At 28.0% G+C, this 16135-nt stretch carries 13 protein-coding genes; 12 read left to right on the forward strand and 1 reads right to left on the reverse strand.

Annotated elements, in window-relative coordinates; genetic code table 11:
• The first annotated feature begins 12 nt into the window (after positions 1–12).
• From rpmJ to QIA19_RS03085, 8 genes are all read left to right on the forward strand, one after another.
• The gene (gene rpmJ / locus QIA19_RS03050; protein ID WP_008882649.1) at positions 13–126 is read left to right on the forward strand and encodes a 50S ribosomal protein L36; all 114 of its coding nucleotides are present in this window, start codon (positions 13–15) and stop codon (positions 124–126) included.
• Between the two features lie 17 nt (positions 127–143).
• Entirely contained in the window at positions 144–521 is a 378-nt protein-coding gene (gene rpsM, locus QIA19_RS03055) for a 30S ribosomal protein S13 (RefSeq protein ID WP_002557091.1), read from the forward strand.
• Between the two features lie 27 nt (positions 522–548).
• Complete coding sequence (gene rpsK, locus QIA19_RS03060; RefSeq protein ID WP_002557092.1) at positions 549–941, forward strand: 30S ribosomal protein S11; 393 nt, start codon at positions 549–551, stop codon at positions 939–941.
• A 15-nt stretch (positions 942–956) separates the two neighbouring features.
• Positions 957–1991, forward strand: coding sequence for a DNA-directed RNA polymerase subunit alpha (locus tag QIA19_RS03065; protein WP_008882817.1), 1035 nt, complete (start codon positions 957–959; stop codon positions 1989–1991).
• Positions 1992–2012: 21 nt separating this feature from the next.
• Positions 2013–2384, forward strand: coding sequence for a 50S ribosomal protein L17 (gene rplQ / locus QIA19_RS03070; protein WP_002658786.1), 372 nt, complete (start codon positions 2013–2015; stop codon positions 2382–2384).
• Positions 2385–2456: 72 nt separating this feature from the next.
• Positions 2457–3989, forward strand: a complete 1533-nt coding sequence (gene rny, locus QIA19_RS03075; protein WP_301365731.1) for a ribonuclease Y — start codon at positions 2457–2459, stop codon at positions 3987–3989.
• Complete coding sequence (locus QIA19_RS03080) at positions 3979–4767, forward strand: TIGR00282 family metallophosphoesterase (protein ID WP_301365733.1); 789 nt, start codon at positions 3979–3981, stop codon at positions 4765–4767. Before rny ends, QIA19_RS03080 begins: the two co-directional genes overlap by 11 nt.
• A complete protein-coding gene (locus tag QIA19_RS03085) occupies positions 4748–5539 on the forward strand; it encodes a TlyA family RNA methyltransferase (protein WP_301365735.1) in 792 nt (263 codons plus the stop codon). The genes QIA19_RS03080 and QIA19_RS03085 overlap by 20 nt, the downstream gene beginning before the upstream one ends.
• Here QIA19_RS03085 and QIA19_RS03090 read toward each other — a convergent pair.
• The gene (locus QIA19_RS03090) at positions 5536–6282 is read right to left on the reverse strand and encodes a GerMN domain-containing protein (RefSeq protein ID WP_301366234.1); all 747 of its coding nucleotides are present in this window, start codon (positions 6280–6282) and stop codon (positions 5536–5538) included. The genes QIA19_RS03085 and QIA19_RS03090 overlap by 4 nt on opposite strands.
• A gap of 86 nt (positions 6283–6368) precedes the next feature.
• Here QIA19_RS03090 and der point away from each other — a divergent pair, with 86 nt between their 5' ends.
• The 4 genes from der to QIA19_RS03110 are packed head-to-tail and all read left to right on the forward strand — an operon-like array spanning position 6369 to position 16129.
• Entirely contained in the window at positions 6369–7670 is a 1302-nt protein-coding gene (gene der / locus QIA19_RS03095; RefSeq protein WP_301365737.1) for a ribosome biogenesis GTPase Der, read from the forward strand.
• Positions 7667–8926: a hypothetical protein gene (locus QIA19_RS03100; RefSeq protein WP_301365739.1), complete on the forward strand. Its 1260-nt coding sequence runs from the start codon at positions 7667–7669 to the stop codon at positions 8924–8926. The genes der and QIA19_RS03100 overlap by 4 nt, the downstream gene beginning before the upstream one ends.
• Entirely contained in the window at positions 8923–9609 is a 687-nt protein-coding gene (locus tag QIA19_RS03105; RefSeq protein WP_301365741.1) for an HAD family hydrolase, read from the forward strand. Before QIA19_RS03100 ends, QIA19_RS03105 begins: the two co-directional genes overlap by 4 nt.
• Positions 9610–9628: 19 nt before the next feature.
• Positions 9629–16129, forward strand: coding sequence for a SpiroCoCo family coiled-coil protein (locus QIA19_RS03110; RefSeq protein WP_301365744.1), 6501 nt, complete (start codon positions 9629–9631; stop codon positions 16127–16129).
• Positions 16130–16135: the final 6 nt, after the last annotated feature.

The following is a 16135-nucleotide window of genomic DNA, read 5'->3' on the forward strand; positions in this document are numbered from 1 at the left end:
GAGTGTTTGATTATGAAAGTTAGAGTGAGTGTAAGGCCAATTTGTGAAAAATGTAAGGTTATAAAAAGAAAAGGTGTATTAAGAATTATTTGTGATAATTTAAAGCATAAACAAAGACAAAAGTAAAAATTAGAGGAAATAAAATGGCTAGAATATCGGGAATAGATTTACCAAATAATAAACAATTAAAAATAGCGCTTACTTCTATTTATGGTATAGGTAGAACAAGAGCTTTGGAAGTTTGCAATAAATCAAGTATTTCTCCAAGCAAAATTGCTAAAGATTTAGATAATGATGAAGTTAATCGACTTAGGAAGGTAATTGAGAGCGATTATGTTGTAGAAGGAAAACTTAGAAGTGAAGTTGCAATGTCTATTAAAAGACTTATGGATATAGCGTGTTATAGGGGCGTTAGGCATAGAAAAGGATTGCCTTTGAGAGGACAGAGAACTAAAACGAATGCAAGAACTAGAAAAGGAAAAAGAAAGACTGTAGCTAATAAGAAAATAGCTAGCAAATAAAATAGTTTTTAAGATTTGGAGGGCAAGTTGAGCGCAAAATTATCAACTAATAGTAAAAAAAAAATTAAAAGAAATATCGGAGAAGGAAACGTTTATATACAAGCTACTTTTAATAATACCATAGTTACTGTATCTGATATAAAGGGGAATGCTTTAGCTTGGGCAAGTGCTGGTGGAATGGGTTTTAAAGGGGCTAAAAAGTCGACCCCATATGCTGCTCAAATAACAGCAGAGTCTGCTTTAAATAAAGTGAGAGATTTTGGAATTAATTATGTTCATGTGTATATAAAAGGGCCAGGCATTGGTAGAGAATCTGCAATAAGAGCTATTGGTTCGATTGGTATGACTGTAAAATCAATTTCAGATATTACGCCTATTCCTCATAATGGATGCAGACCGAAAAAAACCAGACGAGTTTAGCTAGAAGGAGTTATGATGCCTGTGGAAAATTTTTTGAAAGATTTCACTATACCTGAAAAAATTGAATTTTTGAAAAGCCAAGGTGATGGGTCTTATGGTAAATTTACAATATATCCTTTTGAAAGAGGCTTTGGGATTACTATAGGTAATACTTTAAGACGTGTGTTACTTTCTTCTATTGAAGGGTATGCGATTACTGCTATGAGGGTTCAGTCCAACAATAAAGACTCTTCATCAAAGGTTGTTTCAAGTGAATTTGATTTGATTCCTGGAGTTTCTGAAGATACTCTTGAGGTTATTGCTAATATTAAAAATATTCATTTGAAACTTGGAGAAGGAGAGCAAAAAAAGACAATAAGCTTTAGTGTTAGCGGCAAAGATACCAATGTTTTAAAAGCTTCTCATTTTGAAAGAGATGGAGTTGAGGTTTTTAATAAAGATTTAGTTATAGCTACTTTATCACGTGATGTTAATTTGGATCTTGAATTTCAAATTAATTATGGTAGGGGTTATGTGTCTTCTGAGCAAAATTCTAAGTATTTAGAAGAAGTTAATGTTATTGCTTTAGATTCTATATTTTCTCCTATAGAAAAAGTTTCGTATTCTGTAGAAGATACTAGGGTTGGTCAAAGGTCAGATTATGACAAGCTTGTAATGGAAATTTGGACTACAGGTGTGATTTCTGCCAAAGATGCAATAAAAAAGGCCGCATCAATAGTAAGAGAGTTTTTGTTTCCTCTTGTTGATTTTGAAGACAATGTTAATACATCTTTTGAGAAATCAAAATCAGAAAGTTCTAACTTGCTTGATATGAGTATTGAGAAATTGAATTTGTCAGTCAGATCTTTAAATTGTTTGGCCAAAGAAAATGTTAGGACTTTAGGAGAACTTATTAGTAAAAACGCAGAAGAGCTTTCTAAAGCTAGAAATTTTGGGAAAAAAAGTTTAGAAGAGATAATCGAAAAACTTGGCTCTTATCGATTATATTTAGGAATGTCTAAAGAAGATGCTCTATCTGTATTGAGTAAGAATGTTAAAATATCTGAATAAAAGGAGAGTTTAGGCTGTTTCATGAAAACAAAATTGGGTTTTAATAGATTAAGTAGGAAGTCTAGTCACAGGAGAGCGCTTTTAAAAAATATGGTAATTTCTTTTTTTAAGCATGAAAAAATTTCTTCCACTAAGACAAAATTGTTCGAAGTTAAAAGATTTGCTGAAAGATTGATTACAAGGGCAAAAGTTGATACTGTGCATAATAGGCGAGAATTATCAAAATTTATACATGATAAGCATATTTTAAATAAGCTATTTACCAAAATTTCTCCTGTTTTTAGACAAAGAAGTGGTGGGTATACTCGGATGATTAAATTAGGAAAAAGATATGGAGATGCGGCTGAAATGGCTATCCTAGAATTAGTTGAAAAGCCTTTAAAAGTTGAATAATTAATAATTTGAGGGCACTGTTTTAAAGATTAAATTTTAAATTGCTTTTAAACAGCATAGGAGTTAAATGATATGATATATATTATTTTTTCTTCTATTTTTGCTGGCTTTATATTAGGATTTTTAGTAAGAGTTTTTTTAGGTAGATTGTCTTTATTAGATTTAGAAAAAAATCTGAAAAAAGTAAGAGTAGAATCACAATTAGAGATAGAAAATGAAAGAAGGCAAATTATTGCTAATGCAAAATCTCAAATGCTTAAAGAAAAAAACCAGCAAGATAGGGATATAAGAGATCGGAAAAATGAGATTGTTAATTTAGAAAAAAGATTATTACAAAGAGAAGAAACCTTAGATAAGAGAATATCTGCTCTTGACAAACAGCAGTCTAGGGTTGATTTTAAAATTAAAGAATTTGAACAAAAAGAAAAAGTAATAAGAGAAAAAGAGGCTGATCTTGTTAAAAAATTGGAAAATATTTCTGGTCTTACAAGAGAAGATGCTAGAAAAATTGTAATTGAAAAAGTTGAGCATGAGTCTAAAAGAGATGCTCAAGTTATTATCAATAAAAGTGAGCAGGAAGCACAGCTATTAGCAGATAAGGTTGCAAAAGATATTTTAGTATCTACTATGCAGCGTATTGTTACGGAGGTGAGCTCTGAGTTTACAGTGGCTTCTGTTGAGCTGCCTAATGATGAGATGAAAGGTAGGATTATAGGTAAAGAAGGGCGCAATATTAGGGCTCTTGAGACTTTAATAGGAGCAGATATCATTATTGATGATACGCCTGAAGCTGTTGTTATATCTTGCTTTGATCCAATAAGAAAAGAGCTTGCCAAGAGGACTTTAGAAAGGCTTGTTACAGATGGCAGAATTCATCCTGCTAGGATTGAAGAAGTTGTGTATAATGTTACCAATGAGATAAATAGCATTATTCAAGAAGAAGGTGAGAAGGTAGTTTTTGACCTTAATATACATGGGCTTGATAAGAGACTTATTAGGGGGTTGGGAAGGCTTTACTTTAGAAGCAGTTATGGTCAAAATGTTTTAAGCCATTCTAAAGAAACGGCTATAATAGGAGAAATTTTGGCTAAAGAGATGAAATTAGATCCTGTTGTAGTAAAAAGAGCATGCCTTTTGCATGATATTGGGAAAGGGATGGAAAGTATTTCTGATAATAGCGAGGGACATGCTATTACTGGTGCTGAACTTGCTCAAAGTTGCGGAGAGAGCGAAATTGTTGTTAATGCTATTGCTGCGCATCATAATGAGGTGAAACCCGAGAGTCTTGAGGCTATTGTGGTTCAAATAGCAGATGCCATTTCAGCATCTCGTCCTGGAGCAAGAAGGGAAAGTTTAAACAACTATATAAATAGACTTAAAAGACTTGAAGACATTGCGTATAGTTTTGAGGGTGTTCAAAAATGTTATGCTATTCAGGCAGGTCGTGAAGTTAGAATTATTGTTGACAATGCTTTGATTAATGATGAAAAGTCAATTTTACTTGCAAGAGATATTGCTAAGAAGATAGAAGCTGAAATGAGATATCCTGGAAAAATTAAAGTTACAATTATTCGTGAAACCAGAGTTATTGAATATGCAAGATAGCACTATTAAAACCTTGATAATTGGGGATATAATAGGCGAGAGTGGATTAAAAAAAGTTTTTTTTAATCTTAAAAACATTAAGAATAAATATAGAATAGATTTGGTAATTGCTAATGGGGAAAATTCTTCAAATGGTTTTGGAATAACTCCAGAAATAGCAAATAATCTTTTTAGATCGGGGGTTAATGTTATTACTACCGGTAATCATGTGTATTCTAATTGCAAAATAAATGATTACCTAAATAAGCAAACATATATCTTAAGGCCAAATAATTTTTCAGATTTGTTAGATGGGCATGGTTATTGTTTTTTAACTATTAGAGATGAAAAAGTTGCTGTTGTTAATGTTCAAGGGGTTTTAAATATGAATTTTATTGTAAAGAATCCTTTTGATAATACAAAAAAATTGGTTAATATGCTGAGTAATAAGGCTAGAACCATTTTTGTAGATTTTCACGCTGAAAGTAATTATGAAAAAGAAAGTTTTGGATATTTTTTAAATGGTTTTGTAACAGGTGTGGTTGGTACTCATACCCATGTTATGACTCAAGATGAAAGAATATTGTCAAAGGGGACAGCCTATATTAGTGATATTGGTATGACAGGTGGATTAAATTCTGTAATAGGATTTAATCCCGATATTTCTCTTAAGGGCTTGCTTGAATATACTCCCTTGAGAGCTGAAGTTGTAGAAGATGACACAATTTTACAAGGAGTTATTATTACTTCTAATTTAAAGACAGGCCATGCTTTAAAAATTGAAAGGATTCAGAAATAATTTATTAAATATACTTTGTAAAAGGTATCCAGAAAAAACACGAAAAGAATTAATGATCTTAATTTTAAAAGGCAATATATATGTAAATTCTCATAAAGAAAAAAATCCTAAAATGTTAATAAACAAAACAAGTAAAATAGATTTAGTTGAGAACATTTGTCAAACATTTGTATCAAGAGGAGGTTACAAGCTTTTAGAGGCTCTTAAAGATTTTGAAATCGAAGTTAAAAATAAAATTTGTGTTGATGTTGGCTCTTCAACTGGTGGTTTTACCGATTGTCTATTGCAGTGTGGTGCCAATTTTGTTTATTCAATTGATGTAGGTATTAATCAACTTTCTTATAAATTAAGAATTGATCCAAGAGTTAAAGTTTTAGAGAGAACTAATATTTTTGATGTTACAGAATTTAAGATTGTTCCCAATTTTGCCGTTGTAGATGTTTCTTTTAGATCATCAATAAGTATATGTGTAAATTTAATAGATAAACTTTCTGATAATTTTATTATAGTTTTGATTAAACCTCAGTTTGAGTTTAAAAGTTTAAATTTAGATATAAAAAATTTTAATGGTGTTGTGAGTGGTGAGTATTTGAAGATAATTTTGCAAAGCGTAATTGAAAAATTCTATAAAAATAAATTACAAGTTAAAAAGATATTAAAGTTAAAAACTAAAGGTAAAAAAGGCAATCAAGAATTCATGTTTTTAGTTGTTAGGGCAAGTGTTTTAAGAATTGCAAGCTCTATGCAATTGCTTAGCAATATTGAATTTTAATATTTGTCCAAAGTCTTTTTATTTAATATTCCTGAGAAATTTAAGTTTAATTCTTCAAGTATTATTGGATTATTTTCTATTGTTAAAATTATTCCATCAATTCCTTTAATTTCAAGGCATGTTAAGGTTATTTGAGCGATTTGATTAATTATTCCTTCAATTCCAAAACTATTTTCATAAAATTCTTTAGATAAGTTTATTTTGGCAATTCCTTCGCTTAGGCTTAAATTTAAAAGCTTGGTTTTTATAGGGATTAAACTTAAAAAATTATTTTTTAGCTCGTATTCATTTGGTCCTTTGATTAAAGATTTTAGTGTTTCTTCAAGAATATTTTTGTCGTAATATATAGCTCTTTTTACAGTTTGTCTTAAAAAATAACCCTCTGGGGTTACTTTTATAAAATAAAGTTTAATAAATTTTTTGTTTTTAAGGTTATTATTTCTTTGGTTTTGCTTGAGTTCTTCTTCAAGTTTTTTTATTTCTGGTGGCTGGATTAAAAAACTTTCATTTTTAAGTATTTTTATATTTGTATTTTTATTGGTGGTTTTTTTAGCTTCAATTAATTTATTATCTTGTGTTTGACTTGATTCGAATAAACTGTTATCATAATTTTTTTCTTTAAAAATATGCATAATAAGTGAATTTTTGATTATTAATAGCACACTAATTATTGTTAAAACAATAGCAATTAAAATTAAAAGTATGTCTGACTTGGCTGAGCTTGAACTTTTTTTTCTTTTCAATACAAACACTCATGTGTAATTGGCATAAATACTAATATTTGCTATTATAATGGAAATATCGGAATAAATAAAGAGGTGTATTTGCTTTGCTTAGTTATAAAAAGGTTCTTATTGTTGGTAGGCCAAATGTTGGTAAATCTGCTTTATTTAATCGAATTTTAGATACAAAAAGAAGTATTACTGAGAGTACTTACGGTGTTACTAGGGATTTAGTTGAAGAGGTTTGTAAGGTTGATTCTTTTAAGTTTAAATTAATCGATACTGGTGGGTTTACTATCTTGAAAGATGAGATTAGCAAAATTGTTGTGCAAAAGGTTTTAAGCTCTTTAAAAAAAGTTGATTTAATTTTATTGGTTTTAGATATTAATGAAATTTTACTTGAAGATTATCAGATTATTGAAAGACTGAGAAAATATAGTAGTAAGGTGGTTTTGGTTTTAAACAAAGTGGATACTAAAGATAAGGAATGTTTAGCTCACGAATTTCATAATTTAGGATTCAAGCACTATTTTCTGGTTAGTGCAGCCCATTGTCGAGGCATTACTAAGCTTAGAGATTTTTTAAAAGTAGAAGTTGGTGAAGCTGGCATTGAGAGTAGCGCTGATATTAAGGTTGGGATTATAGGTAAGCCTAATTCAGGCAAATCTACCCTTATTAATTATTTATCTGGAAATGAAATTGCAATTGTTTCTGACCAACCTGGTACTACTAGAGATTTTATTAAAACTAAGTTTACTAGAAATGGGAAAGTTTTTGAGGTTGTTGATACAGCTGGGATAAGGCGAAGGGCAAGAGTAAATGAAATTGTTGAATATTATTCTGTTAATAGGGCGCTAAAAGTAATTGACATGGTAGATATTGTGTTTTTGTTGATTGATGTTAAAGAAGAATTGACTTCTCAGGATAAAAAAATTGCTCATTATGTTACTAAAAAGGGAAAAGGAATTATTATTGTGTTTAGCAAATGGGATCTTGTAGATGAGTCTAAAGGTTATTTTGAAGCATTAAAGAGCCGTGTGAAGTTTTTTTTCCCTATTTTAAATTTTGCTCCTATATTTAGAATTTCTGTTCATAAAAAGATAGGCCTAGATTCTCTTTTTAAAGAATCTTTTAAGTTAAAGGATCAGCTTGAGCTTAAAACCAGTACTCCAGATCTAAATAAAATGCTAAATTTATGGATCAAAGATTATCATTTAAATATTTCTCATAAAATTAAATATATTACACAAGTTAGTACTAATCCTGTTAAGTTTCTTCTTTTTGCAAATAAAATAAAGAATTTTCCAAATTCTTACTATAATTATTTAGTAAATAATTTGCGTAAAATTGGATATAAAAATATTCCAATTTTAGTAGAATTAAAGGAAAAAATAAGAGATTTAAAGTGAGATATATATTTTTATTCTTAATATTTAAGAGTCTAAATCTTTTTGCGCTTGAGAGTTTTTTTTATGATTTTGATGTAAGGACTAAATATTCAAAATATTTTAGTTCAAGCTATGCGCAAAAAAAAATAAGTCCAATAAAACATTTTATTACAGAAGATTATTACATTGAAGTTTCAAGTGAAATTTCTTCTGAGTATGTTTATTATTCTTTTTTTAATAAAAAAAAGAATGTGGGTTATATTTTTCCAGGGTCTTACGTGATTAAAGTGGGCAAAGAGGGTATTGAGCAGATAAAAATATTTTTTATAAACAGAGGGGATACGTTTATTAGAATAAAGTCTTCAAAATTTTCTTCTATTGCTGATTTTTATTTAGTAAATACTTTGATTTATAAAGACGTTAAATTGCCCTTTAAGATTGAAGACATTGCGGTAATTTCTCTTGTCAATATAATAAATTATATTGGCAAGGTCATTGATTTTAGATATTTTATTCCTGAATATTTTGATATTTATAAAAATATTTCTAATATGGTAATTAGTTTGAGAAAATCTCTTGGATCTTTTCCCATTGCTGAGATTGCTGATGGTGCAATGGATGAATATGGTAAAATGGTGCATATAGAAACTGGATTGTTGCAAAAAGATCCTGTGGGGTTTAATTGCTCAGGATTTGTTAAATGGGTAGCGGATTCGATTTATAAATCAATGACGGGACGGCTTTTAAAAATTAATGATCTTAAGCTTAGACATATTGGCGCTAGAGGCAGTGGTTTTACTAGAAGTCAGGAATTTAATAAAGATCCTTTTTTTGGTCTTGATTGGATTCGTAATATTGCTTATAAGGTAAATAATATTAATGTAGATTTAAATTTATCTAAAATCAAGGAAAATGATGTCAATAACATTAGGTTTTTTGATTATATTGACAATCGTGGTTATAAAATTGAAAATTTAGAGTTTTTATTATATAGTCTGGCTTTAGATGAGCCTGGATATATTTATTTAGGATCTATTAGCACGGGTGTTAACAATTTATCAAGCATGGTGCTTCATAAACATGTTGTTTTGTTTCTTCCATTTCTTGATGAAAATAGGATTTTTAGGGTTTCTGTTAACGAAGTTAATGCTGAAACTTCAATCAAGTCTCTCCAGAAAAGATATCCAAAATCTTATATTCATTTGGTTAGGGTTAAGGTTCCCGAAAATTTACCAATAGTGCCTATACCTATAAAGGCAAATAATCAATCATCATGATTAAAGCTGTAGTATTTGATTTAGATGGCACCTTGTATCCTGAGGCGGATAGAAATAAGCTAATGTTTTTTGAATTTTTAACTAATGTTAAGTTTTTTTTAGCTTTTAAACAGATTAGGAAAAAAATACGAATTTTACAAAGCAATCAATTTTCACCCTCAAACAGGGATGAACTCTTTTCTCTTCAGGTTAAAATGCTTTCTAAGTATTTAAATCTTGATGAGAATCGGTGTGCTTTTTTGTTAAATAAAATATATTATAGTCAAATTTTTAGCGATAAGTTTAAAAAACTCAAGCCCTATCTTGGAGTTCAAGATTTAATCTATTGGCTTAAATTCAAAGGAATAAAATTAGGTGTAATGTCAGACTTTCCTATTTTAGGTCGTGTCAAAAATTTATTAGGCATTCAAGACAGTTTTTGGGATATTCTTTATTCTTCAGAAGATACTGGATATTTAAAGCCCCATAAGGCACCTTTTTTAAAAGTTATTGAGGATTTGAATTTAAGGAGTAATAATATTTTGTATGTAGGGAATTCTTATGAATATGACATTTTAGGTGCTAGAAATGTTTCAATGAAAGCAGCTTTTTTTTCAAAGAAGAATATAAATCACAAGGGAATGATTGACTTTATTTTTCATGATTATAAAGATTTAAGAGAATATATACGTTTGAATATATAGAATATGGGTAAAATATTTTATGATAGATTTTGCGACTATTTTAGTTAACCTTTTTTTGGTTTCAATAGTTTTATTTGTTTATAGACAATACGATAAACGTTCTAGAGCATTAGATAAAATTAAAAAGTTCGTTGATCTTACAAAGGTTAATCTTGAAGATTTTATTGAAGATAAGACAAAAGAGATTAATGATCTTGCTGTTGATATGGAAGCTTATCAAAGATCTAGTATAGAAATAATAAAAAAGATTGAGGAAGTTCAGCAAAAGATTAAAAATAAAAGCAATGATTTTGCAGAGGTTGAAAAAAAGATAGCTTATCATGATTCTATGCTTAAGGATCTTGATGAAATGACTTTTAAAGTTCAAGAGAATATACAAAGATTGCAAGTTGACGGGAAAATAGTAGATAAACTTTCAAAAACTTTAAAAGGATTTAATACTCAGATTGATTCGGTTGAATCAAATTTGAATTCAGTGTTAGAAAAATTTGACAAGACTAATAAGGAAAATCTCGAGTCTATTAAAATTGCTAGTTGGGAAAAGTTTGACACTAATATTAAGGAACTTGTTTTTAAAATGGATAATTTAAATAAAGAGATTAGTCTTTATGAAAAAGATTTAGCAAATATTGAAGAGAGAAAAAATGATATTTTAGTTAAGGGTAATGAGAAATTAGATTTAGAATTTAGCGATTTTCTTGAAAAGGTCGAATTTAATATTGGCAAATATAGCAAAGAGATTGAAAGTTCTTTTAATTTTTATGAAAACAAATATAAGTTAATAGAAAATTCTATAGAGCTTATTATGGAGAGTGTGAAGAATAAAATTAATGAAAAAGAAGATTTTATTTTAAATAGACTGAATGAAGAATTACAAAATAAATTTAAGGATATCTTTGCATATGTTGATGATCGCTCTAAGGAAATTAAAGATAAGCTTGAAGATAAATTGGTTTTAGTGGACAATGAAATTTCTTCTATGAGCTCTTCTTTTAAAGATAATGTTTATTCAAGAATTAATTCACTTGAGGAGTCAATGCGAATAGAGATAGGAAAGTATGAAGAGCAAGTTGATGATGTTTTTGATAAATTTAGATCTCAAGTTGAGTTGAATCTTAAAAATATTTATGAGGATTATGAAGATAAAATAAGTCAAGTTGATAATAACATTAGAGAAAGAGTAGAGCTTAGTTTGTTAGATTTGAATTCTAAAATGGAAAGTGTTCAGTCGGGTGCTATTGATTTAATAAAGAGGCTTGAAGATGATTCTAATGGAATATATCTTGAATTTAAAGGTAAGTTTGGGGCAGATATTGAAGTATTTAGTGAAAGTTTTAAAGGTGATATTAATCAACTTAAGATGCAGTTAGAATCCCAACTCTTAGATGTTGATTCAAATATTCAAGAAAAGCTTATTAAGCTTAATGATAATTTGATTTCTAATTTTGAAGAAATTAATGGTAGGTTTAATAATAATTACTCAAATTTAAATGATAATATAAATGCCAAGTACACAGCTCTTTTTGAATCTTTGAATTCTAGCAGCTCTAAATTTGAAAATCAAATGGAATCTAAATATAAGAGCTTTACAGATAAATTAACAGCAGGAATGGATGAATTTTCTTTAATGTATGGTGAGAAATTTGAGACACTCTTTCAAGAGGCGACCAATAATTATCAAGAATTTCAAGATTTAAACAAGAAATTAGAAAATGAAATTGAATCTTTTTATAATATGTTTGAAAAAACCCAAGAGACTTTAAAGGGAGATTTTAATGCCAGTTTAATTAATATTAAAGATGAAATTGGTAAAAATATAGTAGAGTTTAAGGATCGTTATTACGATGAGGTAAATATTTTTATTACTCAGTTAGAAGAAAGCAAGCTTCAATATTCAAAGTGGCAAGACGAAATGGATTCTAATTTAAAAAATATTGAATCTCAAATAAATAAAACAAATGAAGAATTTTTAAGTTTAATTCAGATTCAAAAAGACAAAGGAATAGAGCTTAGTGAGAGCGTTTTTAATGATCTGTCAGAACATATTCAAAAAAAAGCTATTGATATGCATGGCAGTTGGAAAGATGAGCTTATTGCTTTAAATAAATCTTTGCTTGATATTAAGGTCTCTAGTGAAGAGCTACTTTCATCTGCTACTTTAAAAATAGAAAGTTTAGAAAAAGATGTTAACGATAGAATGGAATATGTTTTATTAAAAACAGGCGATATTGAGAGTTTAGTGATAGAAAAATATAAAGAATTAAAAGATATGTCATATTCACAAAGTGATGAGGCTATATTAGGAATTAAAGAGTTTATTAATAGACAGACAGAAATAATTAAAGATAAAAGCGTATTTATGCTTGAGGATTTGAATAAAAAATTTGATGATAAGAATAATTTTGTTATAAGCAAGATTGAAGAATGTGATTATAAATTAAAAGATTTCAAGATTGAATCAGAAGATATTTTAAATAATTTTAAGTCTGATCTTAATGAATTTATTGAGTCAAAACTACAAATTGTCTCTAATATAAAATCGGACAATCAAAAGCAAATTGATGATTTTTTAGATAGAATTTCTAAAGATATTTTAAACAGGAAAGATTCAATTAACAATGAAGTAGATAGTAAGCTTAGTGATTGGCAAAGTAAATTAAATGAAATAACGGTTAAAATTGAAAATTTATTGTCTTCAGGTAAAGTTGATTTGGATTTAATAGATTCTGAAGTGACTACAAAAATTAAAGAGCTTAAATTTTCTATAGAAAGTCTTGAGAGTTATTATCTTGAGAAAATAGATGAGTTTAGAAATCAAGGTGCCATATACTCTGATGAGCTTTTGCAAGACATAATGAACCATTTTAATAAAGAGACTAGAGAACTTGAGGAAAATTTATCAAAAAAATTTGCTGCAGTTTTAAATAATTCAGAGGAATTTGTTAAAGAGGTTGATAGTTTATTGCAGGACAAAAGAACCGATATTGCTTCTTTTCAGGCTAACATAGATATTACTCTTGATTCTCTTAATGTGAAGTTTAATGATATAAACAAAGAAATTAATGGAAAATACAATGAGGTGATATCTAATTATAGGGGGTATTCAGAGAATATTTCTAGTAAACTTGAAAATGAAATAATGCATGAGATTGAAAATCTAAGCAGAAGATTGACAGATAGAATAGACAGTCTTAGCAAAGGTATGGATGAAAATCTTCAAAAACTTAAGGAATCTTTTGATGTATCAAAATATCAAGTTGAAAAATTTGAATTGAAAGTTAAAGATTTAACAGATGATGGAGAGGCAAAAATTAACGAGCTTGTTAAAGAGATCGAACAGTATTATAAATCTAGATTAGAAGAAGCAATTGATTATAGAAGAACGATTGATAGCGATATTATGCAAGCAAAAGAGAGATTTGGGGAGATAACAAATGAGCTTAAAAATAATATTGAGAGTAAGTCTGAGTTTTTGAACGATCTTTATAAGGAAAGATTTAAGCTTATTGAGAGTAATTTTGAAGAGAGATATTCTACATTTTTAATTGAAAGTGAAGGGGCTATTTCAAAAATTAGAGATGAAATCTATAAAACACTTACAAGCAATGATGAAAATTTGCAAATTAAGATTTCTGAAATGGATCAAAATTTTGAGATAATAGAGCAAAGATCAAAAGATATTTTAGAATTTGAAAAAGAATTGCAAGATAAAATTAAAGATTGTTACGGTTTTATAAATTCTCAATTTGGAGAGATTAAGGCAGGTGTTGAAGAGAATATAAAAAATCATTTTGATGTTTGTATAAAAAAGGTAAACACCTTGATTGATGATGACATTGTAAAGTATGAGAATGAAATTCACAAGAGAATTGATTCTTTAAAATCGATTGAGAGTACTTTTGATAGCATAGAGAAAAATTTAAATGATAAGGTGAGTGGGTGTATTGATAAAATGGCTAATGATTTTAATCTTAAATATATTGAACTGGAAGAAAGGTGTAATGAAGGGCAATTAAATTTAGAGAATAAAATTGACAACAAAATTAAAGCCATTGATAATTTAGCTTTAAGTCAATATGATGGACTTGAGAAAAAGTATGCTGATATGTACGATGAGTTTTCAGAGAGATTAAATTCTTATATTGCAACTTTAAGTGAAGAGTTTAAGAGTTCAAATAAAGAGATGATTTTTGAACTTGAATCTCAACTGAAAAATCTTAAAAATCTTGAATCTGATTTAAATAATGTTGAAAAGGATGTTGTTAGATTAAAAGAAGAGTCTTATCACAATGTTTCATCACATCTTAAACTATTAGAAGAAGACTTTTTTAAAGATTTAAAAATTAGAGGCGAAGAGCTTAAATATTCTTTAGAAAACTTTATTGTCTCATATAATAATAAAATTCAAAATTTAGAATATGATTTGTCTAAAAATTTGGAAAACAAAACAGAACTTATTCAAAGTTTCCGTTTAGATATTGAACAAAAAATGAAAGATGATAAAGAGAATTTTTATTTGGATTTTACTAAAGAATTTTCTTCTAAAAAAAAAGATATGCAGAGTGAGATAGCTTTAATGGAAACCAATATTACTGGGAAAGTAGATGAATTTGTTGATTTTGTAAATAATAAGCAAAGTATTATTGATTCTTGGTTTTTGAATATTAAAGATGATGTAAAAGATTGGCAAGAAAAATCTTATAGCACAATAGAAAAGAGAATAAATCTTGCTGAGCTTGGAATTAAATCATTTGAGAATGACATTTTTAATGTTAAGATTGGTTTAGAATCTTTTAAAGATGGTTTTGAGATTAAGGCTGAAGAGATTTTTAACAATTTGCAAAACGAGGCTAAAAAAATTGAACAATCAGTTCATCTTGATTTTAAAAATATTGGCGAGTCATTAAATCTTAAAGTTTTAGATCTTGAAAAATTTGTTGATTTTAAAGTAGAAAAGATAGACGAAAAGGTTAATAAAAAAACAGAAGATATCTTAATTCAAGCAGAGGTGAAATTTTTAACTCAGCAAAAGGATCTTGAAGATAAGATTTTTGATCTTAATCAGAAATTAGAGCATGAATTTACAACCTTGTCTTCTAATCTTGATAAAGTAAGGCGGGAAATGGTTGATGTAATTTCTAGTGATAAAGAAAGCTTTGAAGGGCAAATTGAATTAATTAATAAAAATATTTCAGAATTTTCTGAGAAAATTAGTTTATACAGAAATAATATTGAGACATCAATTGAGAATGAATATAATTCGTTTTCTAAATCTATAAAATCAGATCTTGGTTTACTTGAAGATGAGCTTAAAAAAAGTTTAAAACATTCAACATCAGAGATTGAAACCATAAAGAGTGGTTTGCAAGAACAAATTGATAAATTTGAGGTTGAATTTAAGAAAAATCATAAAGAATTATTAAAAGAAGTTGATAATAATATTTTAGAACTTGAATCTAAAATATTAAATTGTGATATTCAATTTAACAAATTTATTAGTGAGATTAAAGACAATTTAGTTGAATACAAATCTGATTTGAGAGCAGAATTTGAAGATAGTTATGATAAAATAAATTTTCAAATCGAAAATCAAATTGAAAATTTTAAAAAATTGGATTCTGAACTTGAAAAGAATAATTCAATATTTTTGGAGGCTTATTCTCTTAAGGACAAGTTGGAAAAATTATGGGAAACTTTAAAAAATGAGATAGATCTTGCTCAGGAATATAAAAATAATTTTGAAAACGTTAACAAAGAATTTTATAATATTCAAAAAGAAACATTAGGTATTATTGAAATTTTTAATGAGCTAAAGTCAGAACAAGAATCAATTAAATCTATTAAAAATGATTTTAATAGATTTTTTGAATTTTACTCTTCATTTGATAGTAGATATAAGAGTTTAATTGAATCTTATGATGAAATGCAGATATATAAAGCTAAAATAAAAGAGATAGCTGACGAGCAGAGAACTATTCTTGATAATTATGAAAGAATTAGCAATAAAGAGAGCATATTAAAGAGTACTATAGAGTCTGTTGATAAAAATTTTGATTTAATAAATGAAGTGGAGAAAAGATTTAATAATTTAAGTAAAGAGAGTGCTAAGTTTCAAGACAATCTCAAGGATATGGAAAATGTTGTTTCAAGTCTCTTATTAAACAAAGGGTTGTCAGAAGAAGTGTTGATTAATGCTCAAAATTTAAAAGAAATGCTATTAGATATTGAAAATAAGTTGAAAAATACTATGACTATGAGAGAGAAGGTGGTGAAATCTGAGACAAGGTTAGAGAATTTAAATATTGCAGCAGAAGAGAGAATAAAAACTCTTGGTATTCTTGTCAAAACTGATTCTAAATATCAAGATAATGTTGGTCTTAATAATGAAACTGTTAGGAATTCTGTAATAAAATTAATGAGGCAGGGATGGAGTGCTGAAGAAATTTCTAGAGCTACCAAATTATCTATTGGGGAAGTTGAGCTTATTTTAGAGCTTGGTATAAGTAATAAAGGTGATTGAAGGTTA

Source organism: [Borrelia] finlandensis, from assembly GCF_030438365.2.
GTDB lineage: Bacteria > Spirochaetota > Spirochaetia > Borreliales > Borreliaceae > Borreliella > Borreliella finlandensis.